Here is a 22,423-nt window from a genome sequence, read left to right as displayed (position 1 = left end):
TCCTCTGGTTATATGTTTTCTGGCTCATGGGCCAGTTCGGTTGGAAAATCCTGAGAAACGCGCTTCCAGCGCGCAATAAAGTTTTTCTTCGGCCGGGCACCGCGTTCCTCCCGCCGTTCGCCGGCGCTCAGCGGATGCACGCAGACGTCGATCGGCGTCAGCGCGTAATCGCGCAGCCACTCGCCGTAGCCTTGCGCGACAAATCCCTGGCTGCGGCGCTGATACGCTTCGCGTTCCGCCAGATAGACTTCGCGCAGGCCATACCAGGGCAGGCCGGGCAGATCGTGATGCACTAAATGGTAGTTCAGATTGAGAAACAACAGCCGCCACGGCCAGCCCGCCTCATTAATAATAGAACGTGCCTGCGGTGCGTCCACGGCGCGATGCTCAAAAAACGATCTTACCTTGGTCAGCGCCAGCGCCGGATAGCTGATGGCCAACAGGTAAAACGCCGTACCGATACCCTGCGCCTGCAGCCAGTGCAGCAGCGCCGCCAACAACGACAGGTGCACCAGCCACATCGCCCATACGCGCCATGCGCCACCGGCAAGCGCCTTCACCGCCGCGGCCAGGGTCGCGGCGATATCCAGCGCCGGGCCGAGGAGCACCCGGCCGATCAGCGTATTGCGCACCGCGGCCAGCAGCGGCAACAGGCGGGGATAACGCCGCCACTGCGCGGCGCTGAAGTAGTAGCTTTCGGGATCTTCGTGCGGATCGGTCAGGTGTTCATTGCGATGGTGGCGCAGATGCGAATCGCGATACAGCCCATAGGGATACCACACCGCCAGCGGCAACAGGCCGAACAGCTGATTGACGCGCGGCCGGCGCGTCGGATGGCCGTGGATCAGCTCATGCTGCAGCGACATATACCCGGTGGTCAGCAGGATCAGCAGCGGCGTGCCAAGCCACGGGCCCAGCGCCTGCCAATAATGCGCCACGCCAAACCAGCCACCGTACACCGCCGCCATGATCCCCCAGGTGGGCAGTTCTAGCCGCCAGTGCCAACGCTGATAAAGCCGCCGGATCCGGTCGCGTTGTTCGGGGTGCAAATAGTGGGCGTGGGGCATGCTGCGGCTCGCGGTTGGGGATTTTCCCCCAGTATCCGTGAGCCGCAGTGACGTTCAAAATAACGAAAATGGCAAAGCTAAGTGAAAATTCAGCGGGTTGCGTACGCGGCCTGCGGTTCGCACGCCACCGGGAAATTCACCGAATTGGCGATAAAGCACAGGTGATGCGCCTTCTCATGCAGCTGTTGCGCCAGTTGCAGATCGTCGCCGTCGCGCACCGTGACCTGCGGCCGCAGCGTCACCGAGGTGAAAAAGCCGCCGCGCGCGGCGTCTTCGCGCATCACGCCCACGGCATCGTCCTGATAGGCCAGCACCGAAATCCCCGAGGTGGCGCACAGATGCAGGTACCATAATTTGTGGCAAGCGCTGAGCGATGCTACCAGCAAATCCTCCGGATTCCAGCGCGTCGCGTCACCGCGGAAGGCCGGATCGGCTGAGCCGGCGATATCTGCCTTGCCCACGGCGCCGATCAGGTGATCGCGTCCATAAGCGCGATAATCTTCCGTGCCTGCGCCCAGATTTCCCTGCCAGGTCACCGAGACCTGATAATGATGCTCGCCTTTCATGTCTTTTGCTCCCGTTGGCCGGCCAATGAAAAATTATCTGGGTGCATGCCCGGAGAACACTATTGGCGGAAAAGCGTGAATACGCAAACGGCGAAACGAGAAAAAACGGGCCGCGCAGGCAGCCCGTCGGTCACATCCCTTCAGGGAACGAAATCGAGCACCACGGCGTTGAACAACGCGTATTCAGTGGCGCTGGCCATCGGCGGAAACTGCGCGCGCTGCACCGCCGCGTTGGCCGCCGCGCACAGCGGCGCATCGCCTCTTACGATCTTGCTGCTCGCCAGTTTCCCGTCCGGCCGCAGACGGATGCTGATGGTGCAGCGTTGGCCGCGCGCATGCTCCGGCAAACGCAGCTCGCGGCTCACCGAGTTATGCACCCGCACCGGATAGCTGAGCGGCGCCGCAACCGGCGCCTCGGCCTGCGGCGACGGCAAGGGGGTGCCGGCCTGACGCCCGGCGCCCGCGCCGCAGCCGCTCAACAGTAACAGCGCCAACAGGCTTAGTGTCTTTTTCATTCCCTATGTCCTTATTGGGGATTAATCTTTATCGAGCGCCCTTACTGCGCCGCTGGGTAAGCCTCACCGTCATCTGCGTAACGCTGCAGCCGCTCGCGCCACCACTTGGCCGCCAGGCCGCTGGCGCTTTCCCGCCAGCCGAAGTAGGCGATGTCGCTGCAACGTTCCGATTCGACGCGTTTCGCCACCAGTTCGCCGCTGTTCAGGTAAGGTTCCGCCAAGGCGCGCGGCAGATAGCCGCAGCCCAGCCCGGCCAACTGCGCCTGCAGCTTGGCGTCGAAGCCGAAGACCGTCAGCGTGTCTTGCTCTTCCAGCAGGTTCAGGCTCTGCGGCGCGTTGACGCGCGAGGTATCGCGCACCACCACCGCCCGGTGCTGACGGATCTCATCCTTCGGCAACGGTTCCGGCAGCGCGGCCAGCGGATGCTGCGGCGCGACGGCGAACACGTAATCCAGCTGCCCCAGGCGGCTGAACGCATAGCCCACCCGCGACGGCGGCTCGCAGATGGCGCCGATGATAATGTCGGCGCAGCCGTAAACCAGCGACTCCCAGGAGCCGGCCAGCACCTCGTGGCTGAAACGCAGCCGGGTATGGTGATGCTGCCGGTAGAACTCTTCTATCAGCGGCAACAGGCGGGCAAACGGGAAGGAGGCGTCGATCCCGAGCGTGATCTCGCTTTCCCAGCCGTTTTCGACATAGCGCGCCTGCTGTTCCAGATCCTGCGCCGCGCGCAGCAGCACCCGCCCTTTTTCCAGCATCAGCTTGCCGGTATCGGTGAACTTCGCCCGATGGCCGGAGCGATCGAGCAGGGTGATGTCGAGATCGTTCTCGAGCTTTTGCACCATATAGCTCAGTGCCGAAGGGGTTTTAAACAGTGCGGCGGCCGCGGCGGCGAAAGATCCGTGCCGGTCCAGCGCGTCCAAAATCAGCAGCGCTTCCAGGTTTAATCTCATGTTTTCTCCCGTGTATAAAAAAACTCAACAAGTCGGCAAAAATTCTGCGGTATCTTTGAAATCGCCCTCTGCCTACCATGGGTTTTATCGGCGTTACACTCATCAGATGTTCAACCGAAATATCACTGGGAAGGTAAATTATGTCCAAGTTTCAACTGCTTGATAAAGACAACTCCGCACTGATTTTTATCGATCATCAACCGCAAATGGCCTTCGGCGTGGCTAATATTGATCGTCAGCAACTGAAAAACAACGTTGTTGGTTTGGCGAAGGCAGGCAAGATTTTCAACGTTCCTACCCTTTTCACCTCGGTCGAAACCGAAAGCTTCAGCGGCTATATCTGGCCGGAGCTGCTGGCGGTACACCCTGAAATCACCCCGATTGAACGCACCTCGATGAACTCCTGGGAAGACGCGGCCTTCGTCAAAGCCGTGGAAGCCACCGGCCGCAAAAAGCTGGTGATCTCCGCGCTGTGGACCGAAGTGTGCCTGACCTTCCCGGCGCTGATGGCGCTGGAAGCCGGCTATGAAGTGTATGTGGTGACCGACACCTCCGGCGGCACCTCCGTCGATGCGCACGAGCGCTCGATCGATCGCATGGTGCAGGCCGGCGCCGTACCGGTGACCTGGCAGCAGGTGCTGCTGGAGTACCAACGCGACTGGGCGCGCAAAGACACCTACGACGCGGTGATGGCGCTGGTGCGCGAACACAGCGGCGCGTACGGCATGGGCGTCGACTACGCTTACACCATGGTGCACCACGCACCGGCCCGCACGGTGAAATAATTCCCCCTGCCCCGGCCCTGCGCCGGGGTATTTTCAGGAGTCGGTTTTATGGCCCATCCGCAGCATGTCACGCTGGTGATCACCCACCGTTTGGCGCCGGGGAACGAGCAGGCCTATGAGGCCTGGCTGAACCGCATCATGCCGGACGCCGCGGGCTTCACCGGCCATCTGGGCGTCAACGTCATCCGCCCATCCGACAGCGAACAAGCCTATACGGTGCTGGTCCGCTTCGACAATCTCGACAATCTCTACCGCTGGCTCAACTCGCCGCTGCGCAAGCAATACATCGAAGAAGTCACTCCGCTGTTGCTGGAGAATGACCATATCGAGATCCGCCCCGGCGCGGAGTTCTGGTTTACCCCGCCCAACCCCGGCGTGCGCCAACCGCCCCAGTGGAAGCAGTTCATCATCACCCTGCTGGTGATCTTCCCTTCCACCAATCTGGTGCCCTGGTTTTGGGGGCTGGCGCTGCCGCAATTGAACGGCACGCTGCTCGGCCATTTTCTCAATGACGCCACCGTGGTCGCTCTGGTGGTGTACCTGTGGATGCCCATCGTGACTCGCGTTTTTCATCAATGGTTGATCCGCCGCTAGGCGGTTCGCCGGGAGAATGTTATGAACCACCACGCTTCATTGATCCTCACCAACGGCAAATTTCACACCGTTGACCGCCAAAACCTCACCGCGCAGGCGGTCGCCATTCGCGACGGCAAGTTTCTGGCGGTCGGCAGCGAAGCCGAAGTCATGCAACACGCCGGGCCGGAAACCCAAGTGATCGATCTGCACGGCCACACCGCCATTCCGGGCCTGAACGACTCGCACCTGCACCTGATCCGCGGCGGCCTGAACTACAACCTGGAGCTGCGCTGGGAAGGCGTGCCTTCGCTGGCCGACGCGCTGCGCATGTTGAAAGAGCAGGCGCTGCGCACGCCGAGCCCGCAATGGGTGCGGGTAGTCGGCGGCTGGACCGAGTTCCAGTTTGCCGAACGCCGCATGCCGACGCTGGACGAAATCAACCAGGCGGCGCCGGACACGCCGGTATTTATTCTGCATTTATACGATCGCGCGCTGCTCAACCGCGCGGCGCTGAAAGTGGTCGGCTACACCAAAGACACGCCGAATCCGCCGGGCGGGGAGATCCAGCGCGACGCCAACGGCAACCCGACCGGCATGCTGATCGCCAAACCCAACGCCATGATCCTGTACGCCACGCTGGCGAAAGGGCCGAAGCTGCCGCTGGAACAGCAGGTCAACTCCACCCGCCAGTTTATGCGTGAGCTGAACCGCCTCGGCCTCACCAGCGCCATCGACGCCGGCGGCGGTTTCCAGAACTACCCGGAGGATTATCAGGTGATCGCCGAGCTGCACGAGAAAAAGCAGCTGACCATCCGCATCGCCTATAACCTGTTCACCCAGCGGCCGAAGCAGGAACTGGAAGACTTCGAGCTGTGGACCGACATGCTCAAGCCGGGCCAGGGCACCGACTTCTATCGCCACAACGGCGCCGGCGAGATGCTGGTGTTTTCCGCCGCCGACTTCGAAGACTTCCTGCAGCCGCGCCCGGATCTGCCACCGGGCACCGAAGACGAGCTGGAGCGGGTGGTGCGCCATCTGGTCGAGCACCGCTGGCCGTTCCGCCTGCACGCCACCTATGACGAATCCATCAGCCGCATGCTGGACGTGTTCGAGAAGGTGAACCGCGATATTCCGTTCAACGGCCTGCACTGGCTGTTCGACCACGCCGAAACCATTACCGAACGCAATATCGAGCGCGTCAAGGCGCTGGGCGGCGGCATTGCGGTCCAGCACCGCATGGCGTTCCAGGGGGAATATTTCGCCGACCGCTACGGCATCGAAGCCACCAAACATACGCCGCCGGTAGCGAAAATGTTGGCGGCCGAGCTGCCGGTCGGGCTGGGCACCGACGCCACCCGCGTCGCCAGCTACAACCCGTGGACGGCGCTGTACTGGCTGGTCTCCGGCCGCACCGTCGGCGGCATGGCGATGTACGACGACAGCGCCCGGCTGGATCGCGAAACGGCGCTGATGCTGTGGACCCAGGGCAGCGCCTGGTTCTCCACCGAACAGGGCAAGAAAGGCCAGATCAAGGTCGGCCAACTGGCGGATTTGGCGGTGCTGTCGCAGGACTACTTCAGCGTGCCGGAAGAGCAGATCAAAGGCATCGAGTCGGTAATGACGGTGGTGGACGGCAAAGTAGTCTACGCCGCCGGCAGCTTCTCGCCGCTGGCGCCGCCGCCGCTGCCGGTGCTGCCGGAGTGGTCGCCGGTCACCCAGGTGCCGGGCCATTACCGCTCCGCGCCGCCGTCGGCGGCGGCCCGCGTCGGGGTAGTGAGCCAGGCGCACCAATGCTGCGGCCCGTGCGGCGTGCACGCGCACCAGCATGACATCGCGCGCCGCTCCAGCATCCCGGTGTCGGACGAGAATGCCTTCTGGGGCGCTTTCGGCTGTTCGTGTTTCTCGTTCTAAGTTATCAAGCCAATAACTTATTATAAAATTAATTTAATAAGCCATTAAGCTAGCAACATAATAAATTAATGGCGCTGTCCGCGGAGAGCGCCATTTCCTTTTCAATCGCGGTTGATCTCCAGCCAGCGCCGCTGCTCGGCGGAGGCGGCTATCGCGTCCAGCACGCACGACACCTTCCAGCCCTCTTCAAAGTCCGGCCACATGCGATCGCCCGCGGCGATGCCGTTGACCAGATCGCGGATCTCCACCGTCTTCTGATCGTTAAAACCAATGCCGTGCCCGGCGCTGATGCAAAACGCCGCATAGTCCGGGTGCTTCGGCCCCACCAGCAACGTCTTGAACCCCTGCCGCTCCGCCGGTTCATCGTGTCGATACAGCTTCAGTTCGGCCATCCGTTCCTGGGTATAACTCAGCGTGCCTTTGGTGCCGGTAACCACATAGGTCAGCCCCATCTTGCGCCCGCAGGCGATGCGCGACGTTTCGATAGTGCCCATCGCCCCGCCGGCGAAACGCAGCAGCGCACTGGCCTGATCTTCGTTTTCCACCGGATGCATACGCGACGGGTCTTGCGGATCCGGCCGCTGTTTGATCACGGTCTGCATATCGCCAGAGACCGCCACGATATCGCCCACCAGGTAGTGCGCCATATTGACGATGTGCGCCGCCAGATCCCCCAACGCGCCCAGCCCGGCGCTGGCGCGGCGGCAGTGCCAGTCGATCGGCGTGCGCGGGTCGGCCAGGTAATCCTCATTGTGGGTGCCGTAAAAATGCACCACCTCGCCGATTTCGCCGTTGGCGATGATCTCGCGCGCCAGCTGGCTGGTGGGGTTTTTCATGTAGTTGAAACCGACCAGCGTTTTCACCCCCTTGGCGCGGGCGGCCTGCACCATCTCCGCCGCGTCGGCGGCATCCAGCGCCAGCGGTTTTTCCGAATACACGTGCTTGCCGTGGCGGATCGCCGCCAGCGCCATCTCTTTGTGCAAGAAGTTGGGGGCGCAGATGTCCACCACGTCGATCGCCGGATCGGCCACCAGCTGCCGCCAGTCGCCGGTCGAACGCGCAAAGCCGAACTCGGCCGCGCGCTGCGCCGCCAGCTCGGGCGTCACCTCCGCCAGCATCTCCAGCACCAGATCCCCTTTAAGGGGAAATACCGTGGGGGCCTGCGCATAAGCGATAGCGTGACAACGCCCGATATAGCCGGTGCCGATTAACCCAACGCGTACCTGTTTCATCATCCTCTCCCGTGACCGAAATCTTGCCTGAAACCCGGCGCCCTGAGTGAAACGCGCCAGCTGATAACGGTTTTATATGGAATATAAATTTCAATAACAAGCGCACGGAAAAAGAAAGTTCGGATTCGTGATGTCGTTCATGAAACGTTGACAGGATGATGCAAAAAGGAAAATCCGAACGCGGCGTTGCCGTATCCGGATAAGTTAAAATGAATCATTTATTTCATATTACGGTAAACCGTTGGCACCGTGCTGAACGTAGCCAGGGCGTTGCAGCAGGCGCTGCTGATAGGCCGCCAGCGCCGCATACTCCGGCCGCTCGAACGGCGTCATCAGCCAGCGGTTGAGCGACAGCCCCAGCACCACGTCCGCCAGCGTGAAGGCGGCGCCGGCGGCGTAAGGGCCGTGCTGCGCCAAATGCGCATCCAGCAAGCCCATCAGCCGATTCCACTCGCGCTCGGCGGCGGCCAGGCTGGCGGCATCCTGGTAATCCGCATGCCCGCGTACGCGCGACATGAACACATAGCGCCAGGCGCCATTCAGATCGGTGGCCTGCCAGTCCATCCACATCTCCACCGCCGCGCGCGCGCCGGGTTCCTGCGGCAGCAGATCGCGGCGCCCTTCCCGCCCCGCCAGATAGCGGCAAATGGTGTTCGACTCCCACAGCACCCGTGCGCCGTCGATCAGCACCGGCACCAGGCCGTTGGGATTGAGCGCCAAAAACTCGGGTTCCTGCGTGGAGCGAAAGCCGCTGCCCCAGTCTTCCCGTTCCAGCGTCAGCCCCAGCTCATGGCTGGTCCACAGCACTTTACGCACGTTGATCGATGAGGCTTTGCCCAATAATTTCAGCATCCGCTTTCCTTATTCTCTCCAGAACGGTTTATACCCTTCTCGCCAGGCATCCGCCCGCGTCAGGCCGATATCCGCCAGTTGCCTGTCGTTCAGCAGCAGTAACTCTCTGCGCGTTCTGCGACGCAACAAATACCAACGCCAGCGTGACCAGCCTACCCGTCGCCACGGCGTCATGCCATCAAACAGAGCCATCTTATTATTCCCCCTGATGTTTTCGCCTTGTTGTGATGATGCGCGCCGGGCAAAAAACAATACAGATGCACGTTAGCGCTATTTTTTTCATACAGCTGCATGCCAAAATGCGCTGAATGGTTTACTTTTGAGGCATCTGTACCGGTTTTTCAGTTACTTTTCCTGATGAGGGATATCTGTATGACACGCTACGCCACGCTGGCCGCCATTCTCAGCCAACGCATTCAGCAAGGGCTGTATCCGGTCGGCCACCGCTTGCCTTCGGTGCGCGCGCTGAGCCTGGAACACGGCGTCAGCATCAGCACGGTGCAACAAGCCTACCGCCTGCTGGAAGAACGGCGCCTGGTGGAAGCGCGACCGAAATCGGGCTACTTCGTGCATGCGCAGCGCACGCAGGCCGAGCTACCCGCCATGACGGCACCGACGCAGCGGCCGGTGGACATTTCGCAATGGGAACAGGTGCTGGAACTGGTGCGCACCCGGCCGCGCGAGGGCCTGATCCAACTGGGGCGCGGCATGCCGGACATCGCCGAGCCGACGATGAAACCGCTGATCGTCGCCCTGCGCAACGCCGCCCGTCACGGCGACTTACGCAGCCTGTATTACGACAGCATCCAGGGCGTGACCGCGCTGCGCGAACAGGTCGCTCGCCTGCTGCTGGATTCCGGCTGCCAAATCGGCGCCGATCAGTTGCTGATCACCACCGGCTGTCAGGAAGCGATCTCCGCCGGGCTGCGCGCCGTTTGCCAACCCGGCGACATCGTGGCGGTCGATTCCCCCTGTTTCCACGGCACCATGCAAACGCTGAAGGGATTGGGCATCAAAGCGCTGGAAATCCCCACCGATCCGCTGACCGGCGTGAGCCTGGCGGCGCTGGAGATGGCGCTGGAACAGTGGCCGGTCAAGGCCGTCCTGCTGACGCCCAACTGCAACAACCCGCTGGGCTACATCATGCCCGACGCCCATAAACAGCGGCTGCTGACGCTGGCGCAGCGCCACGACGCGGCGATCATCGAGGATGACGTTTACGGCGACATCGCCTATCACTACCCGCGGCCGCGCACCATCAAATCGTTCGACGAAGATGGCCGCGTGCTGCTGTGCAGCTCGTTTTCCAAAACGTTGGCGCCGGGGCTGCGCGTGGGCTGGATCGCGCCCGGCCGTTATCTGGAGCGGGTGCTGCACATGAAGTTCATCGGCTCCGGCGCCACCGCCACGCAGCCGCAGCTGGCGATCGCCGACTTCATCCGCGGCGGGCACTATCTGAAGCACCTGCGGCGCATGCGCGCCCGCTACCAGCAAAACCGCGACCGCATGACCGATCTGATCCTGAAATACTTCCCGGCCGGCACCCGCGTCAGCCGGCCGCGCGGCGGTTTTATGCTGTGGATCGAACTGGACGAGGCGTTCGACACCCTGCGGCTGAACCGCCATCTTGAACAGCAAGGCGTGCAAATCGCCGTCGGCAGCATTTTTTCCGCCGCCGGCAAGTACCGCAACTGTCTGCGCATCAACTATGCGCCGACGCTGACGACGGAGATCGAACAGGCGGTACAACGGGTCGGCGCCACCATCCAGGCGCTGATGCCGAGCGACAGTTTGGCGCAATCGGATTAAATCTTGACGCGATCGGATTATCGGCACACGGACAGGTTGTTTTAGAGTAATGCCTTCTCTTACCACTGGCAGGCAACAACCATGAGCAGCGATCAAATTCCGGTTTCCAACGCGTTGGCGGTGCGCCTCGCGGCGCAAGGCGTCGATCTCGAACGGGTCGGTCAGTTGGCCGGCTTGCCCGCCGGGCTGCTCAGCGAGCGGCGCGTAAAAGTGCGGTTGACCACCCAGCAGTTCTTCGCCGTCTGGCGCGCCCTCGCCCAACTGAGCGACGATCCCGCCTTTGGTCTGCGGCTGGGCGGCGACGTCGCGCCAGAGCATTACGATATCGCGTCGGTCGCCGCACTGCACTCCGCCACGATGGGCGAGGCCCTGCGTAAAGTCGCGCGCTACAAACGGTTGGTGTGCCCGGAAGAACTGATGCTGGAGGAAGATGGCGACAGCGTTCGGCTGCATACGCGTTGGACGATGATTGAGGACCATACGCCGGAATTGCTGATAGACACCATGTTCGCCTCTATCACCACCCTGTGCCGCCGTGGCACCGGTTTACCGCTGCAGCCCAAGGCGCTTGAAGTGACCCGCCGTCGCGATCCCCACTCACCGCTGCTGCGCCACTTCGGCTGCCCGGTGCGATTCGACGCGCCGCTGGACGTGCTGGTATTTGACCGTGCGCTGATGCAGCAGCCGCTCATCACCCACGACCAGGACATGCTGGCGCTGCTGCTGCCGGAGCTGGAAGCCGAGTTGGCCGAAGCGCGCGCCGAGCAAGACTTGCCCACACAGGTGATGACGATCCTCGGCCGCAGCATGCGCGGCCAGCGCCCCAGCGTCAACAGCGTGGCCGCGGAGCTCTATCTCAGCCCACGCACGCTGCAGCGCCGTCTGCAACGGCACGGCTACAGCTACCAGCAGTTGTTGGACAAAACCCGCCACCGCACCGCCTGCCGCTTGTTGGCGGAGACCGATCTTGAGCCAGGGGAAATCGCCTTTGTGCTGGGATTCGAAGAGCTGAATTCGTTCAGCCGCGCCTTTATTCAGTGGGAAGCGCTGACGCCCAGCCGCTGGCGCATGCAGCGCACCGCCGGCCAGTGGGAGAACAGAGCATGAAAGTGATTATCTTCGGCGCCAGCGGCATGGTGGGCCAGGGCGCGTTGCGGGAATGCCTGCGCGATCCGCGCGTCAGCGAGGTGCTCAGCATCGGCCGTCGCCCGGTGGCGCAAAGCCACGCCAAACTGCGCCAGCTTTCTGTGCCCGATCTGCATGATCTGTCGGCGCTGGAGCCGCAGCTCGCCGGCTATGACGCCTGTTTCTTCTGCCTGGGGATTTCGTCCGCCGGCCTGAGCGAAGCCGAGTATCGCGCGGTGACTTACGATCTGACGCTGGCCGCCGCCCGCCCGCTGGCGAGGCTGAATCCGACGATGGTCTTCCTCTACGTTTCCGGCGTCGGCACCGACAGCAGCGAACGCGGCCGCAGCATGTGGGCCAGGGTCAAGGGCGCCACCGAAAACGCGCTGCTGGCGCTGCCGTTCCACGCGGTGATGTTCCGCCCCGGCGCCATTGTGCCGCTGCACGGCATTCGCTCCAAAGTCCGCGCATACGATCTGATTTATCGGCTGTTCAAGCCGCTGTGGCTCGGCGCATTGCGACTGTTTCCCGCGCAGGTGAGCAGCACCGAACGAATCGGGCTGGCGATGCTGGCGGTGGCGCGCCGGGAAACGGCCTTGCGCATCCTGGAGCCGCCGCAGATCAATCAACTGGCGACGCGCTGAAATACCGTCATCAACCGCGCCGCCGCCAATACTCCGCCACCCGGCGGCGCAGATGCTCGATGCCCTGCGGATGCTCAATAAACTGCGCCACCGGCATCATCCGCCAGCGCTGGCCTTCGTCGCCGAAGCGAATGGCGGCGATCTGCGCCGGGGCGATCTCGCCGGCCATAAACCAGGTCGGCGGGGAGCCGGGCAAAATGCCGGCGTAGCGCCGGCGCCAGACAACCTGGTGTTCGGCGATCGTCACGCCGAACTCTTCCCGCGTTTCCCGCTGCACGCACTGCAGCGGCGTTTCGCCGTTTTCCCGCCCGCCGCCGGGCAGATCCCACTGACCGGGCCACGGAATGCCCGGCTTGTCGTCCCGTTGGTAAACCAGCAAGAGACCGTCGCACAGCAGCGCGATCTTGGCCCCGCCAAACGCCTCGTCCGTCATGATTTCTCCGCTCCCGGCCCCATCGCCTTTGACTGAACATCATACTTCATCCCCGCGCGGCCTGGTGTATAGTGAAAATCCGTTTTCACAACAGGCGAACAATGACGATGAACTCTCCGTTTCTGGTGACTCCCCAATGGCTTGCGCAACATATCAACGATGAAAATCTGGTGGTGATCGACGTTCGGATGTCGCCGGTCGGGCTGACGCCGAAAAAAGATATGCTTGCCGAGTTCGAACGCGGCCATATCCCCGGCGCGGTCTATTTTGATATCGACGACGTGGCGGACAAAAACACCGCGCTGCCGCACATGTTGCCGACGGCGGCGGAATTCGCCGCGGCGGCGGGCCAATTGGGCATCAGCGAGCGCGATACCCTGGTGATTTACGACGAGGGCAACCAGTTCTCCGCACCGCGCGGCTGGTGGACTTTCCGCAATTTCGGCGCCGAGCGCGTTTATGTGCTGGACGAAGGGCTGAACGGCTGGACCGCGCTGGGGCAAGCGTTGGAAACCGGCCCGGCGCAGCCTGCCCCGCAGACGTTCAACGCCCGGTTCAACGCCGACGCGGTGGTGGATATGCGGCAAGTGGAGCAAGCGTTAGGCACGCCGGTGCAAATTCTCGACGCGCGCGCCGCGCCGCGCTTTTATGCCGAAGCGCCAGAGCCGCGCCCCGGGCTGCATCGCGGCCATATTCCCGGCAGCATCAACATTCCGTACGGCGAGCTGCTGGAAAACGGCCGCTTCAAATCATTGGAGGCGCTGCGCCAAACCTTCAGCGACAAGGGGGTGGACATCAACGGCCCAATCATCACCAGCTGCGGCTCCGGCGTGACGGCGGCGGTGCTGGCGTTTGGCCTTCTGTCGCTCGGCGCGCCGCAGGTCAAGCTGTATGACGGCGCCTGGAGCGAATGGGGCCAGCTGAGTGGCAAGCAGCCTATCGCCCAAGATTAAGTTTCGATCCGCTCGACCACGATCTGCGCCAGCCGCTGCACGGCGGCCGAAGGCTGATCCTCGGCGCGGTGCAGCACCACGCCGAGTTGGCCGAGAGCGGGCAGCAGATCGGGGGCCAGCGGCGACAGGCCGGGCGGCAAGCCCGCCGCCGTGCGCACCGTAACGCCCAACCCGGCGCTCACCGCCGCCCACACGCCGTTCAGGCTGCGGCTGCTAAAGGCGATGCGCCAGGGTATGCCGGCGCGATCCAGCGCCTGCGTCGCCGCGCTGCGCATCAGACAGGGCGCGTCAAACATCACCAACGGCAGCGGCTCATCCCCTTCTCGCCAGGGCGCCAGCGCGAAGCCGGGCGATGCAATCCAGTGCAACTGCCGCTGCCCCAGCGCCTGATGAAACGGCGTGCTCAGACCGCCATCCCACGCCAGCGACAGATCCAGCTGGCCTTTCAGCACCCAGTCGATCAGCTCGGCATTACGCGCGATGCGCGCCTCGATCCTCACCTTTGGATTGGCGCGCGCGAAGCTGCCCAACACCTGCGGCAGAAACGTCTCGCCGAAATCCTCCTGCAGCCCCAACCGCACCGTGCCCTGCAGATCCAGCCCACGCACCGCGGCGGCGGCTTCGTCATTAAGCTCCAGCAGACGGCGCGCGTAGCCAAGCAGAGTTTCCCCCGTCTCGGTCATCACCATGCCGCGCCCGGCCTTGCGCAGGATCGGCGCGCCAACCTGCTGTTCCAGTTTTTTCAGGTGGGCGCTGACCGCCGACGTCGAACGCCCCAGCCGTTCAGCCGCCTTGGCGAAGCTGCCCAGCTCGACGCCGGTGACGAAGCTGCGCAAATCCTCGAGATCGAACGTTATCCGCCCCATGCTGACCATCCTGATTTTCTGAACCATCAATCAAAATAATACCGATTTTACTGATAAAAATGGCGTGTCACGCGCTCCGGGTCAATGTCTTTCCGGAGAATCCTTATACTCGCGATGCAATACCGTTTTACCCTGCCCGCCGGTTCCGCCCCCTCTGTCCGCTCCCTTTGACCACACTGCGCTGCGGGTTGACAGCTCAATGTGATATTGATAATCATTATCAATATTGCATATTCATTTGCGGCTCGCGGGATGCGGGTCGCTCTCCGGGGTCAACCGTCATGTCGTCATCACCAATCACACCTTACGCCACCACCTGCTGCATCGTGGGAGGCGGCCCCGCCGGGCTGATGCTCGGCTATCTGCTGGCGCGGGCGGGGATCGACGTGACGGTGCTGGAGAAGCACGCCGATTTCCTGCGCGATTTTCGCGGTGACACCATTCACCCGTCGACGCTGGAAGTCATGCATCAACTGGGCCTGCTCGACGAACTGCTGACGCTGCCGCATCAGCGCGCGGAATCTCTGCACGCCGAAGTCGCCGGACGCGACATCAAGCTGGCGGATTTCACCCGCCTGCCGACGCGCTGCAAATTTATCGCCTTTATGCCGCAGTGGGAGTTCCTCAACTTTTTGGCCCAGCAGGCCGCCGCCTTCCCCAACTTCAGGCTGCTGACCTCAACGCAGGTTCACCAGCTGCTGTACGACCGCGGCCAGGTGTGCGGCGTGCTGGCCGACACGCCAGAAGGCCCGATCCGCGTGCGCAGCCAGTTGGTGGTCGGCACCGACGGCCGCAACTCGGTGGTGCGCGAACAGGCGGCGCTCAGCAGCCGATCCTTCGGCGCGCCGCGCGACGTATTGTGGATGAAGCTCAGCAAGCAGCCGGGCGATCCGGCCTGGTCGATGGGCCACACCGGGCCGAAACAGAACTTCATCATGATCGATCGCGGCGACTACTGGCAGTGCGGTTACTCGATCGACAAAGGCAGCTTCGATGCGATCCGCCACAGCGGGCTGGAGAAATTTTTACTGCACCTCGCTGAGGTGGCGCCGTTCCAGGACGATCGCCTGCAGGAGATCGTCGAGTGGGATCAGGTCAAACTGCTGAGCATTCGCATCGATCGTCTGGATCGCTGGGCCAAACCGGGAGTGCTGTGCATCGGCGACGCCGCGCACGCCATGTCGCCGATCGGCGGCGTGGGCGTCAACCTGGCGATTCAGGACGCGGTGGCCGCCGCCAACGCCCTGATCCCGCCGCTGCGCCAGCATCGGCTGCAGCTGAAGCATCTGCTGAGCGTGCAGCGCCGGCGCGAACTCCCCACTCGCGCCATCCAGTTTTTGCAGATCAAAATGAGCCAGCGCAAGCCGGGCGAACGCCGCGCGGCGGGCGGCTCGCGCTTGATCGCCCGCGTCGGTAACAGCCGCTGGCTGCCGCGCCTGTTCGGCCGCATCATCGGCCTGGGTTTTCGCCGTGAAACACCGCGGCATCTGTCCAACGAAACCTGCCCGCCGGAATAGCATTGGTGATTTTTTCATCGCGTCGTATAATGGTTAAATCGAACGATTTAATTAACTGGAGCGATTAAATGTACGCACTCACCGCGAACGAGGCCAAAACCCAATTCGGCGATTTGCTGCTCAAGGCGCAGCGTGAACCGGTGCAAATCAATCGCAACGGCAAACCGGTCGCCGTCGTCATGTCTGTAGAAGATTACCAGGCGCTGGAAGATCTCAAATTAAGCGCACTGCAGCAAAAAATCGCGCAGGCTACCGCCGAGGAAGACGCCGGTAAGGCGGTAGACGGCGATGCCTTCTTCAACCGTCTGCTCACCGATGAAACAGACTGAGATACCCGCGTTTCGCCTCACCCCGCAGGCCCAACAAGATCTGCTGGCTATTCGTCATTTCACCATCGAGCACTGGGGCCAAGCGCAATCTCGCCGCTATCTTGAGCAGTTGAGAGAGGTCATGCATCATTTGGCAGATATGCCGGAAGCGGGTAAAGCTCACTTCCACGATCTGGGCGAAGATATACGCAGTTTTCCTTACGCCAGCCATAGGATCTACTACCGCAACCGCCCTGCCGGCATCACCGTTCTCGCCATTCTGCATCAGGCGATGGTGCCTCACCGCCATCTGGAACAACGGCTGTAATTTTTCTTACTCAAAGGGGCACTGATGTTCACCGTTCGTCAGGCATTGCTGGAAGATTTAACGCAAGTGCGCGATATCGGCATCCGCACCTACCGCGCCCACTTCGGTGAGCTGTGGCGCTACCCGCACGAGCTGGAGGTCTTTCTGGCGGAGAATTTTTCCGTCTCCGCGTTGGAACGGACGCTGCGCGATCCCGACGTGTGCTGGCTGTTGGCCCATGAGGATGACGCCCTCGTCGGCTATGCGCGGGTGAATTTCGACAGCCTGCTGGCACCAACCGAGCACATCGGCGCAGAGCTGCAGAAAATCTATTTTCTGCCGGACCATGCCGGCAACGGCTATGGCCAGCGCCTGTACGAACAGGTACAGCAGCGGGCTATCGACCGTCGGCAAAAAACGCTGTGGCTGGAAGTGCTGCAACGCAACACCCGCGCCCAACGTTTTTATCAGCGTCAAGGATTGAGCATTTGTGGCGAGACCTGCTACACCAGCGCCCAGGGCTCGATAGGCATTTGGTATATGAGCAAGGCGCTGTAACCGCGCCCCACTCCGCCGTCGTTTAGCGCGGCTCCCGCTGCAGCATCAGGAACAGCAAGGCAAACGCATTGGGCGCCAGGTAGATCAGCGCCCCCAGCTGCACCGCCAGCGGATCCTTCTTGGCCTGCCAGGCCATAAACCAGTCGCCGGCGACCACCATAAAGCCGACGCCCCACACCGTTATCGCGCAAAGCGCCCCCAGCATCGCCCAGGCTTTGCCCTTGGCGAAAGCGGCGTAAGGGCCTTTCAATCGCCCGATCATCAACGCCACGCCCGCCGTCGCGAATAGGCCGGCCAGCGTTTCCAGCGCGGTGATGACCGCCAACCCCAACATGCAGGCCCAGTCGGCGCTGATCGCGCGCCACATCAGCCCCGGCGTTTGATAAGTATCCTGCATGGCGAGCAGCGGCCCCACCGCATTGCGCGCGGTGCCGGCGAAATCCGCCGTATTGTTCAACAGGCTAAACAGCCCCCACAGGGCCGGAAACAGGGACAGGACGATGCAACCGAGGCGTGACACAGTGATTTCGTTCATGGTTATCCTTAATGAATAAACGGGTGGCTCCCGTCCTCATGACGGGACCGCTATTGAGATCCTGATAGTTTGACGTGCACAATGTAAGAACTAATCTTACAATGACGCAGCATAGCCGAAAGTGAGGAGGAACAATGGGCAGAACACTAACGGTAGATCTGGGTGACGAACTGCGTAGCTTCGTCGAAGACCTGGTGGCCAGCGGCGATTACCGAACGCCCAGCGAAGTCATCCGCGAATCCGTGCGCACTTTGCGCGAACGTACCGCCGCCTCAAAACTGGAAGAGCTTAGGCGCTTGATCGCCGAAGGAGAGAACAGCGGCGAAGCCGTCGAATGGGATCGTGATGTGTTCATGGAAAGAATACGGAGCAAAGCAAAAGGATGCGCAGGAGAGTAACCGTTCGTCCAAAAGCGTTGGACGATATGGAAGAGATCTATTTTTACGGGTTGGCGCACTTTGGCTTGCAGGTGGCCGAAGATTATCTGCGCCGCCTGCATCAGGCTTTCGATAACCTTAGCCACCACCAACTCGGCAAAAACATCGATGCAATCGGCCCCGGCCTATGGGTATTGCCCGTCGCCAACCACCTGATTTATTTTCGACAGCACAGGCGGGAGGTGAATATCATCAGAGTGCTGCATCATTCCCGCGATCCGCTCAGCCAATCCTTTTTCAGCTGACCCAACGTTAAATCGCCACCAGCGCGCGGACGCCGTCCTGTTCCATAGCGCTGCCGGCGCCGCGCTGCACGATGCTGCCGCGCGACATCACCAGATAGCTGTCCGCCAGGTCGGCGGCGAAGTCATAGAACTGCTCCACCAGCAGGATCGCCATATCGCCCCGCGCCGCCAGCTGTTTGATCACCGCGCCGATCTCCTTGATCACCGAAGGCTGGATCCCTTCCGTCGGTTCGTCGAGGATCAACAGCTGCGGTCGGCAGGCCAGCGCCCGGCCGATCGCCAGCTGCTGTTGCTGCCCGCCGGAAAGATCGCCGCCGCGCCGATCCTTCATTTGCCGCAGCACCGGAAACAGTTCATAGATCGGATCCGGCACCGCGCGCGCGTCGGCGCCGGAAAAACGCGCCAGCCCCATCAGCAGATTTTCCTCCACCGTCAGGCGCGGAAAAATCTCCCGCCCCTGCGGCACATAGGCGATGCCCGCCTGCACCCGCTGATGCGGCTTTTTACCGGTGATGGTTTCGCCCCGCCAACGGACGCTGCCGCTGCGCGCCGGGATCAGCCCCATCAGGCATTTCAGCAGCGTGGTCTTGCCCACGCCATTGCGCCCCAGCAGGCAGGTCACCTCGCCGATGCGCGCCTCGAACGACAGGCCGCGCAGAATGTGGCTGCCGCCGTAATACTGATTCAATTCCTCTACCTGCAGCATGATTACGCCTCCTCAGCGCCCCAGATATACCTCAATCACCCGTTCATCGGCCTGCACCTGCGCCAGCGATCCTTCCGCCAGCACCTGTCCCTGATGCAGCACCGTCACGCGATCGGCAATGGTTTCCACAAACCCCATGTCGTGCTCCACCACCATCAGCGAATGCTTGCCCGCCAGCTCGCGGAACAGTTCGGCGGTGTAGTCGGTTTCAGCGTCGGTCATGCCGGCCGCCGGCTCGTCGAGCAACAGCAGGTGCGGTTCCTGCACCAGCAGCATGCCGATCTCGAGAAACTGTTTCTGCCCGTGGGACAGCAGCCCGGCGGGCCGGTGGCGCTCGTGCCCCAGCCGCAGGGTCTTCAGCATCTCGTCGATGCGGTCGCGCTGTTCGCTGCTTAAACGGGCGCGCAGGCAGGTCCATACCGACTTGCGGGTTTTCTGGGCGATCTCCAGATTTTCGAACACCGTCAGCGCCTCGAACACCGTCGGTTTTTGAAACTTGCGGCCGATGCCGGCATGGGCGATCTGCATCGGCGCCAGCCGGGTCAGATCGACGGTCTGGTCGTAAAACACCCTGCCGCTGTCCGGCCGGGTTTTGCCGGTGATCACATCCATCAGCGTGGTCTTGCCGGCGCCGTTGGGGCCGATCACGCAGCGCAGTTCGCCGACGCCAATGCGCAGCGACAGATCGGTCAGCGCGCGAAAACCGTCGAAGCTGACGTTGACGTTGTCGAGCTGCAACACCGGATCGGTTTGCTGCCGGTATTTGTCCGCCGGCAGCGGATGGGTAAACAGTTCGTCGGTCACTTGCATCGCCTTCATGAGGATTTCCTCCGACGCAGCAGGCCAATCACCCCTTTGGGCAGAAACAACGTGACGACGATAAACATCAGGCCGAGGAAAAACTGCCAGTATTCGGGAATGGCCATGGTGAACCAGCTCTTGGCGCCGTTGACGATGCCGGCGCCGAGCAGCGGCCCCACCAGGGTGCCTCGCCCGCCAAGGGCGACCCAAATGGCGGCCTCGATCGAGTTGGTCGGCGACATTTCGCCGGGGTTGATGATGCCGACCTGCGGCACATAGAGCGCGCCGGCCAGCCCGCACAGCACCGCCGACAGCGTCCAGACGAACAGCTTGAAGCCCTTCGGATCGTAGCCGCAGAAGGTCAGGCGGTTTTCCGCATCGCGCACCGCGGTCAGCACCCGGCCGAACTTGCTGCGCGCCAGCGCAAAGCCGATGGCCAGGCTGGCGGCCAGCAGCAGCACCGTCGCCAGGAACAGCGCCACCCGCGTGCCGGCGGCGGTGATGGGAAAGCCGAGCAGCGTGGTGAAACCGGTAAAGCCGTTATTGCCGCCGAAACCGGTCTCGTTGCGAAAGAACAGCAGCATGCCGGCATAGGTCAGCGCCTGGGTCATGATCGAGAAGTACACCCCTTTGATTTTCGAGCGAAAGGCGAAGTAGCCGAACAGGAAAGCCAACAGGCCCGGCACCAGCACGATCAGGCACAGCGCCCAGGCGAAATGCTGGGTGCCGCTCCAGAACCACGGCAGCTCGTTCCAGGAGAGGAACGCCATAAACGCCGGCAGCCCGTCACCCGCCGCCTGCCGCATCAGGTACATGCCCATGGCGTAGCCGCCGAGCGCGAAGAACAGCCCGTGGCCGAGCGACAGCAGCCCGGCATAGCCCCACACCAGATCGAGCGCCACCGCCACCACCGCGTAGCACAGGATCTTGCCCGCCAGCGTCAGGGTATAGGTGGACACCGCCAGCGGATGACCCGCCGGCAACAACGTCATGAACGGCATGACCAGCAGCGCCAGCAACGCCAGCCCGCCGATGCTCAACGCCAGCCGGGGCGCTTTCTGCACGCCGGTTACGGTCAATGGTTGGCTCATCAGTCAATCACCCTGCCCTTAAGGGCGAACAGCCCCTGCGGACGCTTTTGAATAAACAGAACGATCAGCACCAGGATCAGGATCTTGCCCAACACGGCGCCGATCTGCGGCTCGAGGATCTTGTTGACGATGCCGAGGCCGAAGGCCGCCGCCACCGTCCCCGCCAGCTGGCCGACGCCGCCGAGCACCACCACCAGGAACGAATCGATGATGTAACCTTGCCCCAGCTCCGGCCCGACGTTGCCCAACTGCGACAGCGCCACCCCGCCAAGCCCGGCGATGCCGGATCCCAACCCGAAGGCCAGCATGTCCACCCGCCCGGTGGGCACGCCGCAGCAGGCCGCCATCGCGCGGTTTTGCGTCACCGCGCGCACGTTCATGCCGAGCCGGGTTTTGTTCAGCAGCAGCCAGGTCAACGCCAGCACCAGCAGCACGAACGCGATCACCGCGATGCGGTTCCACGGCAACACCAGGTTCGGCAACAGCTGCACGCCGCCCGACAGCCACGCCGGGTTGGCGACCTCGACGTTCTGCGCACCGAACAGCACCCGCACCAGTTGGATCAGCACCAGGCTGATGCCCCAGGTGGCCAGCAGGGTTTCCAGCGGCCGGCCGTACAGGTGGCGGATCACCGTGCGCTCCAGCAGCATACCGATCCCGGCGGTGATGGCGAACGCCACCGGCAGCGCCGCCAGCGGGTAGAGCGCCAGCCACTGCGGCGCAAATTGCTGAAACACCCCCTGCACCAGATAGGCGGAATAGGCGCCGAGCATCAGCATTTCGCCGTGCGCCATATTGATGACGCCGAGCAGGCCGTAGGTGATCGCCAGGCCAAGCGCCGCCAGCAGCAGGATCGAACCGAGCGACAGGCCGCTGAACGCCTGGCCGAGCAGATCGCCGATCATCAGGCGGTGCTGCACGCGCTGCAGGCTGCGCTGCGCCTCGGCGCGCACCGCGGCGTCCGGCTCAATGGCCGCGTCGGTCAAGGCTTGCAGCCGCGCGCGGGTTTCCGGCTTGCCCGATTCCCCCAGCAGCCGCACCGCATTGAAGCGCACCTGCGGGCTGGCGTCGGCCAATTGCAGGTTCGCCAGCGCAATGCTCAGCGCGTCGCGTACCTGCGGGTCTTTCTCCTGCGCCAGCCGCCGGGTCAACAGCGGCAACTGCTCGCCCTGCGCCTCGCGCTGCAGCGCGGTCGCCGCCTGCAGCCGCACCGCCGCGTCCGCGCTGACCAACCGCTGCGCCGACAACGCGTTGGCGATCAGAATGCGCAGCCGGTTGTTCAGCCACACTTTCTTCGGCTCGCCAACCGGGGCCGCCTCACCTTCAAGCGGCAGATAGCGGTCGCCCTGGCGGATAAAGGCGCGCTTCGCCTCGTCGATCGCCACGGTTTCCTGCTGCAGCCCCTGCAGCAACGGCAGGCGCGCGGCGTCCGGCTCGGCCGCCCACGCCTGCAGCAGTTTGGCCTGCTGCGCGCGAGTGGCCGCCGCGAACTCATCGGCCGGCCCGGCCTGCGCCAGCAGGGGCCAGGCGCACAACAGCCACAGCCCGGCGCGCAGAGAGGATAAAAACGGAGATTGCATCAGCTGCCTCTTCTGTTGGGCCGGCGCGCGTCGGGCCGCGCCGGCGCTGAG

The 22,423-nt window shown here is 62.9% G+C and carries 27 protein-coding genes; 13 read left to right on the top strand and 14 right to left on the bottom strand.

Features of this window, described 5'->3' with window-relative positions; all coding sequences use genetic code 11:
• Positions 1–8 precede the first annotated feature (8 nt).
• From ACMGG9_RS05810 to ACMGG9_RS05795, 4 genes are all read right to left on the bottom strand, one after another.
• Positions 9–1,067: a fatty acid desaturase gene (locus tag ACMGG9_RS05810; RefSeq protein WP_147880348.1), complete on the bottom strand. Its 1,059-nt coding sequence runs from the start codon at positions 1,065–1,067 to the stop codon at positions 9–11.
• An 89-nt stretch (positions 1,068–1,156) separates the two neighbouring features.
• Entirely contained in the window at positions 1,157–1,633 is a 477-nt protein-coding gene (locus tag ACMGG9_RS05805) for an OsmC family protein (protein ID WP_033642352.1), read from the bottom strand.
• Between the two features lie 140 nt (positions 1,634–1,773).
• Entirely contained in the window at positions 1,774–2,148 is a 375-nt protein-coding gene (locus ACMGG9_RS05800; protein WP_147837760.1) for a cell envelope integrity TolA C-terminal domain-containing protein, read from the bottom strand.
• A gap of 41 nt (positions 2,149–2,189) precedes the next feature.
• Positions 2,190–3,101, bottom strand: a complete 912-nt coding sequence (locus tag ACMGG9_RS05795; protein WP_042783950.1) for a LysR substrate-binding domain-containing protein — start codon at positions 3,099–3,101, stop codon at positions 2,190–2,192.
• A 140-nt stretch (positions 3,102–3,241) separates the two neighbouring features.
• Between ACMGG9_RS05795 and ACMGG9_RS05790 the strand changes: the two genes are divergently transcribed.
• The 3 genes from ACMGG9_RS05790 to ACMGG9_RS05780 are packed head-to-tail and all read left to right on the top strand — an operon-like array spanning position 3,242 to position 6,373.
• Positions 3,242–3,886: a hydrolase gene (locus ACMGG9_RS05790; RefSeq protein ID WP_004939390.1), complete on the top strand. Its 645-nt coding sequence runs from the start codon at positions 3,242–3,244 to the stop codon at positions 3,884–3,886.
• Between the two features lie 48 nt (positions 3,887–3,934).
• Positions 3,935–4,480, top strand: a complete 546-nt coding sequence (locus ACMGG9_RS05785) for an antibiotic biosynthesis monooxygenase (RefSeq protein ID WP_228205889.1) — start codon at positions 3,935–3,937, stop codon at positions 4,478–4,480.
• Between the two features lie 21 nt (positions 4,481–4,501).
• A complete protein-coding gene (locus tag ACMGG9_RS05780) occupies positions 4,502–6,373 on the top strand; it encodes an amidohydrolase (protein WP_033652684.1) in 1,872 nt (623 codons plus the stop codon).
• A 101-nt stretch (positions 6,374–6,474) separates the two neighbouring features.
• Here ACMGG9_RS05780 and ACMGG9_RS05775 read toward each other — a convergent pair whose 3' ends face one another.
• The 3 genes from ACMGG9_RS05775 to ACMGG9_RS05765 all read right to left on the bottom strand — a co-directional run bounded on the left by ACMGG9_RS05775 (position 6,475) and on the right by ACMGG9_RS05765 (position 8,649).
• Positions 6,475–7,605, bottom strand: coding sequence for a Gfo/Idh/MocA family protein (locus ACMGG9_RS05775; protein WP_033642347.1), 1,131 nt, complete (start codon positions 7,603–7,605; stop codon positions 6,475–6,477).
• Between the two features lie 228 nt (positions 7,606–7,833).
• Positions 7,834–8,457 (bottom strand): glutathione S-transferase family protein, encoded by a 624-nt coding sequence (locus ACMGG9_RS05770; protein WP_033642346.1) that lies wholly within the window; start codon positions 8,455–8,457, stop codon positions 7,834–7,836.
• Between the two features lie 9 nt (positions 8,458–8,466).
• Positions 8,467–8,649, bottom strand: coding sequence for a DUF1127 domain-containing protein (locus tag ACMGG9_RS05765; RefSeq protein ID WP_071997827.1), 183 nt, complete (start codon positions 8,647–8,649; stop codon positions 8,467–8,469).
• 180 nt (positions 8,650–8,829) lie between these two features.
• Between ACMGG9_RS05765 and ACMGG9_RS05760 the strand changes: the two genes are divergently transcribed.
• The 3 genes from ACMGG9_RS05760 to ACMGG9_RS05750 all read left to right on the top strand — a co-directional run bounded on the left by ACMGG9_RS05760 (position 8,830) and on the right by ACMGG9_RS05750 (position 12,035).
• A complete protein-coding gene (locus tag ACMGG9_RS05760; protein WP_089191352.1) occupies positions 8,830–10,266 on the top strand; it encodes a PLP-dependent aminotransferase family protein in 1,437 nt (478 codons plus the stop codon).
• Between the two features lie 81 nt (positions 10,267–10,347).
• Positions 10,348–11,373, top strand: coding sequence for an AraC family transcriptional regulator (locus ACMGG9_RS05755; protein ID WP_033652681.1), 1,026 nt, complete (start codon positions 10,348–10,350; stop codon positions 11,371–11,373).
• A complete protein-coding gene (locus ACMGG9_RS05750; RefSeq protein WP_033652680.1) occupies positions 11,370–12,035 on the top strand; it encodes an epimerase in 666 nt (221 codons plus the stop codon). Before ACMGG9_RS05755 ends, ACMGG9_RS05750 begins: the two co-directional genes overlap by 4 nt.
• A 10-nt stretch (positions 12,036–12,045) precedes the next feature.
• On the opposite strand, the gene ACMGG9_RS05745 is transcribed toward ACMGG9_RS05750, so the two are convergent.
• Positions 12,046–12,468, bottom strand: coding sequence for an NUDIX hydrolase (locus ACMGG9_RS05745; protein WP_033652679.1), 423 nt, complete (start codon positions 12,466–12,468; stop codon positions 12,046–12,048).
• Between the two features lie 107 nt (positions 12,469–12,575).
• Between ACMGG9_RS05745 and sseA the strand changes: the two genes are divergently transcribed.
• On the top strand, positions 12,576–13,421 hold the full coding sequence (gene sseA, locus ACMGG9_RS05740) for a 3-mercaptopyruvate sulfurtransferase (protein ID WP_033652690.1): 846 nt from the start codon (positions 12,576–12,578) through the stop codon (positions 13,419–13,421).
• On the opposite strand, the gene ACMGG9_RS05735 is transcribed toward sseA, so the two are convergent.
• Positions 13,418–14,287, bottom strand: coding sequence for a LysR substrate-binding domain-containing protein (locus tag ACMGG9_RS05735; RefSeq protein ID WP_033642340.1), 870 nt, complete (start codon positions 14,285–14,287; stop codon positions 13,418–13,420). The genes sseA and ACMGG9_RS05735 overlap by 4 nt on opposite strands.
• A gap of 281 nt (positions 14,288–14,568) precedes the next feature.
• Between ACMGG9_RS05735 and ACMGG9_RS05730 the strand changes: the two genes are divergently transcribed.
• The 4 genes from ACMGG9_RS05730 (at position 14,569) to ACMGG9_RS05715 (ending at position 16,977) form a co-directional block, all read left to right on the top strand.
• The gene (locus ACMGG9_RS05730) at positions 14,569–15,804 is read left to right on the top strand and encodes an FAD-dependent oxidoreductase (protein ID WP_042783945.1); all 1,236 of its coding nucleotides are present in this window, start codon (positions 14,569–14,571) and stop codon (positions 15,802–15,804) included.
• 68 nt (positions 15,805–15,872) lie between these two features.
• Positions 15,873–16,133, top strand: a complete 261-nt coding sequence (locus tag ACMGG9_RS05725) for a type II toxin-antitoxin system Phd/YefM family antitoxin (RefSeq protein WP_016928576.1) — start codon at positions 15,873–15,875, stop codon at positions 16,131–16,133.
• Complete coding sequence (locus tag ACMGG9_RS05720; RefSeq protein WP_108680328.1) at positions 16,093–16,440, top strand: type II toxin-antitoxin system RelE/ParE family toxin; 348 nt, start codon at positions 16,093–16,095, stop codon at positions 16,438–16,440. The genes ACMGG9_RS05725 and ACMGG9_RS05720 overlap by 41 nt, the downstream gene beginning before the upstream one ends.
• Before the next feature lie 24 nt (positions 16,441–16,464).
• Positions 16,465–16,977: an N-acetyltransferase family protein gene (locus ACMGG9_RS05715; protein WP_414161965.1), complete on the top strand. Its 513-nt coding sequence runs from the start codon at positions 16,465–16,467 to the stop codon at positions 16,975–16,977.
• A gap of 22 nt (positions 16,978–16,999) precedes the next feature.
• Here the strand turns inward: ACMGG9_RS05715 and ACMGG9_RS05710 are convergent, their stop codons facing one another.
• Positions 17,000–17,512, bottom strand: coding sequence for a DUF2165 family protein (locus tag ACMGG9_RS05710; RefSeq protein ID WP_033652676.1), 513 nt, complete (start codon positions 17,510–17,512; stop codon positions 17,000–17,002).
• A gap of 134 nt (positions 17,513–17,646) precedes the next feature.
• On the opposite strand from ACMGG9_RS05710, the gene ACMGG9_RS05705 reads away from it, so the two are divergent.
• Both ACMGG9_RS05705 and ACMGG9_RS05700 read left to right on the top strand, forming a co-directional pair.
• Complete coding sequence (locus ACMGG9_RS05705; RefSeq protein WP_004939442.1) at positions 17,647–17,910, top strand: type II toxin-antitoxin system ParD family antitoxin; 264 nt, start codon at positions 17,647–17,649, stop codon at positions 17,908–17,910.
• A complete protein-coding gene (locus ACMGG9_RS05700; protein WP_042783942.1) occupies positions 17,895–18,194 on the top strand; it encodes a type II toxin-antitoxin system RelE/ParE family toxin in 300 nt (99 codons plus the stop codon). The genes ACMGG9_RS05705 and ACMGG9_RS05700 overlap by 16 nt, the downstream gene beginning before the upstream one ends.
• A gap of 7 nt (positions 18,195–18,201) precedes the next feature.
• Here ACMGG9_RS05700 and urtE read toward each other — a convergent pair whose 3' ends face one another.
• The 4 genes from urtE to urtB are packed head-to-tail and all read right to left on the bottom strand — an operon-like array spanning position 18,202 to position 22,372.
• On the bottom strand, positions 18,202–18,900 hold the full coding sequence (gene urtE / locus ACMGG9_RS05695; RefSeq protein WP_046686646.1) for an urea ABC transporter ATP-binding subunit UrtE: 699 nt from the start codon (positions 18,898–18,900) through the stop codon (positions 18,202–18,204).
• 12 nt (positions 18,901–18,912) lie between these two features.
• Positions 18,913–19,719, bottom strand: a complete 807-nt coding sequence (gene urtD, locus ACMGG9_RS05690; RefSeq protein ID WP_164057406.1) for an urea ABC transporter ATP-binding protein UrtD — start codon at positions 19,717–19,719, stop codon at positions 18,913–18,915.
• Positions 19,716–20,792, bottom strand: a complete 1,077-nt coding sequence (gene urtC / locus ACMGG9_RS05685) for an urea ABC transporter permease subunit UrtC (protein ID WP_033642333.1) — start codon at positions 20,790–20,792, stop codon at positions 19,716–19,718. The genes urtD and urtC overlap by 4 nt, the downstream gene beginning before the upstream one ends.
• On the bottom strand, positions 20,792–22,372 hold the full coding sequence (gene urtB / locus ACMGG9_RS05680) for an urea ABC transporter permease subunit UrtB (protein ID WP_414161964.1): 1,581 nt from the start codon (positions 22,370–22,372) through the stop codon (positions 20,792–20,794). Before urtB ends, urtC begins: the two co-directional genes overlap by 1 nt.
• Positions 22,373–22,423: the final 51 nt, after the last annotated feature.

Origin of the sequence: Serratia sp. BNK-10 (genome assembly GCF_047456065.1) — a bacterium.
GTDB classification, from domain to species: domain Bacteria; phylum Pseudomonadota; class Gammaproteobacteria; order Enterobacterales; family Enterobacteriaceae; genus Serratia; species Serratia ureilytica.
The sequence above is the reverse complement of the archived record's forward strand: the minus strand, read 5'-3'. Positions and strand labels throughout refer to the sequence as shown.

Excerpts from the sequence above, each read along its gene's own strand:
- ACMGG9_RS05810 (WP_147880348.1), bottom strand. The coding sequence starts at position 1,067 with ATGCCCCACGCCCACTATTTGCACCCCGAACAACGCGACCGGATCCGG.
- ACMGG9_RS05805 (WP_033642352.1), bottom strand. The coding sequence starts at position 1,633 with ATGAAAGGCGAGCATCATTATCAGGTCTCGGTGACCTGGCAGGGAAAT.
- ACMGG9_RS05800 (WP_147837760.1), bottom strand. The coding sequence starts at position 2,148 with ATGAAAAAGACACTAAGCCTGTTGGCGCTGTTACTGTTGAGCGGCTGC.
- ACMGG9_RS05795 (WP_042783950.1), bottom strand. The coding sequence starts at position 3,101 with ATGAGATTAAACCTGGAAGCGCTGCTGATTTTGGACGCGCTGGACCGG.
- ACMGG9_RS05790 (WP_004939390.1), top strand. The coding sequence starts at position 3,242 with ATGTCCAAGTTTCAACTGCTTGATAAAGACAACTCCGCACTGATTTTT.
- ACMGG9_RS05785 (WP_228205889.1), top strand. The coding sequence starts at position 3,935 with ATGGCCCATCCGCAGCATGTCACGCTGGTGATCACCCACCGTTTGGCG.
- ACMGG9_RS05780 (WP_033652684.1), top strand. The coding sequence starts at position 4,502 with ATGAACCACCACGCTTCATTGATCCTCACCAACGGCAAATTTCACACC.
- ACMGG9_RS05775 (WP_033642347.1), bottom strand. The coding sequence starts at position 7,605 with ATGAAACAGGTACGCGTTGGGTTAATCGGCACCGGCTATATCGGGCGT.
- ACMGG9_RS05770 (WP_033642346.1), bottom strand. The coding sequence starts at position 8,457 with ATGCTGAAATTATTGGGCAAAGCCTCATCGATCAACGTGCGTAAAGTG.
- ACMGG9_RS05765 (WP_071997827.1), bottom strand. The coding sequence starts at position 8,649 with ATGGCTCTGTTTGATGGCATGACGCCGTGGCGACGGGTAGGCTGGTCA.
- ACMGG9_RS05760 (WP_089191352.1), top strand. The coding sequence starts at position 8,830 with ATGACACGCTACGCCACGCTGGCCGCCATTCTCAGCCAACGCATTCAG.
- ACMGG9_RS05755 (WP_033652681.1), top strand. The coding sequence starts at position 10,348 with ATGAGCAGCGATCAAATTCCGGTTTCCAACGCGTTGGCGGTGCGCCTC.
- ACMGG9_RS05750 (WP_033652680.1), top strand. The coding sequence starts at position 11,370 with ATGAAAGTGATTATCTTCGGCGCCAGCGGCATGGTGGGCCAGGGCGCG.
- ACMGG9_RS05745 (WP_033652679.1), bottom strand. The coding sequence starts at position 12,468 with ATGACGGACGAGGCGTTTGGCGGGGCCAAGATCGCGCTGCTGTGCGAC.
- sseA (WP_033652690.1), top strand. The coding sequence starts at position 12,576 with ATGAACTCTCCGTTTCTGGTGACTCCCCAATGGCTTGCGCAACATATC.
- ACMGG9_RS05735 (WP_033642340.1), bottom strand. The coding sequence starts at position 14,287 with ATGGGGCGGATAACGTTCGATCTCGAGGATTTGCGCAGCTTCGTCACC.
- ACMGG9_RS05730 (WP_042783945.1), top strand. The coding sequence starts at position 14,569 with ATGTCGTCATCACCAATCACACCTTACGCCACCACCTGCTGCATCGTG.
- ACMGG9_RS05725 (WP_016928576.1), top strand. The coding sequence starts at position 15,873 with ATGTACGCACTCACCGCGAACGAGGCCAAAACCCAATTCGGCGATTTG.
- ACMGG9_RS05720 (WP_108680328.1), top strand. The coding sequence starts at position 16,093 with ATGCCTTCTTCAACCGTCTGCTCACCGATGAAACAGACTGAGATACCC.
- ACMGG9_RS05715 (WP_414161965.1), top strand. The coding sequence starts at position 16,465 with ATGTTCACCGTTCGTCAGGCATTGCTGGAAGATTTAACGCAAGTGCGC.
- ACMGG9_RS05710 (WP_033652676.1), bottom strand. The coding sequence starts at position 17,512 with ATGAACGAAATCACTGTGTCACGCCTCGGTTGCATCGTCCTGTCCCTG.
- ACMGG9_RS05705 (WP_004939442.1), top strand. The coding sequence starts at position 17,647 with ATGGGCAGAACACTAACGGTAGATCTGGGTGACGAACTGCGTAGCTTC.
- ACMGG9_RS05700 (WP_042783942.1), top strand. The coding sequence starts at position 17,895 with ATGCGCAGGAGAGTAACCGTTCGTCCAAAAGCGTTGGACGATATGGAA.
- urtE (WP_046686646.1), bottom strand. The coding sequence starts at position 18,900 with ATGCTGCAGGTAGAGGAATTGAATCAGTATTACGGCGGCAGCCACATT.
- urtD (WP_164057406.1), bottom strand. The coding sequence starts at position 19,719 with ATGAAGGCGATGCAAGTGACCGACGAACTGTTTACCCATCCGCTGCCG.
- urtC (WP_033642333.1), bottom strand. The coding sequence starts at position 20,792 with ATGAGCCAACCATTGACCGTAACCGGCGTGCAGAAAGCGCCCCGGCTG.
- urtB (WP_414161964.1), bottom strand. The coding sequence starts at position 22,372 with ATGCAATCTCCGTTTTTATCCTCTCTGCGCGCCGGGCTGTGGCTGTTG.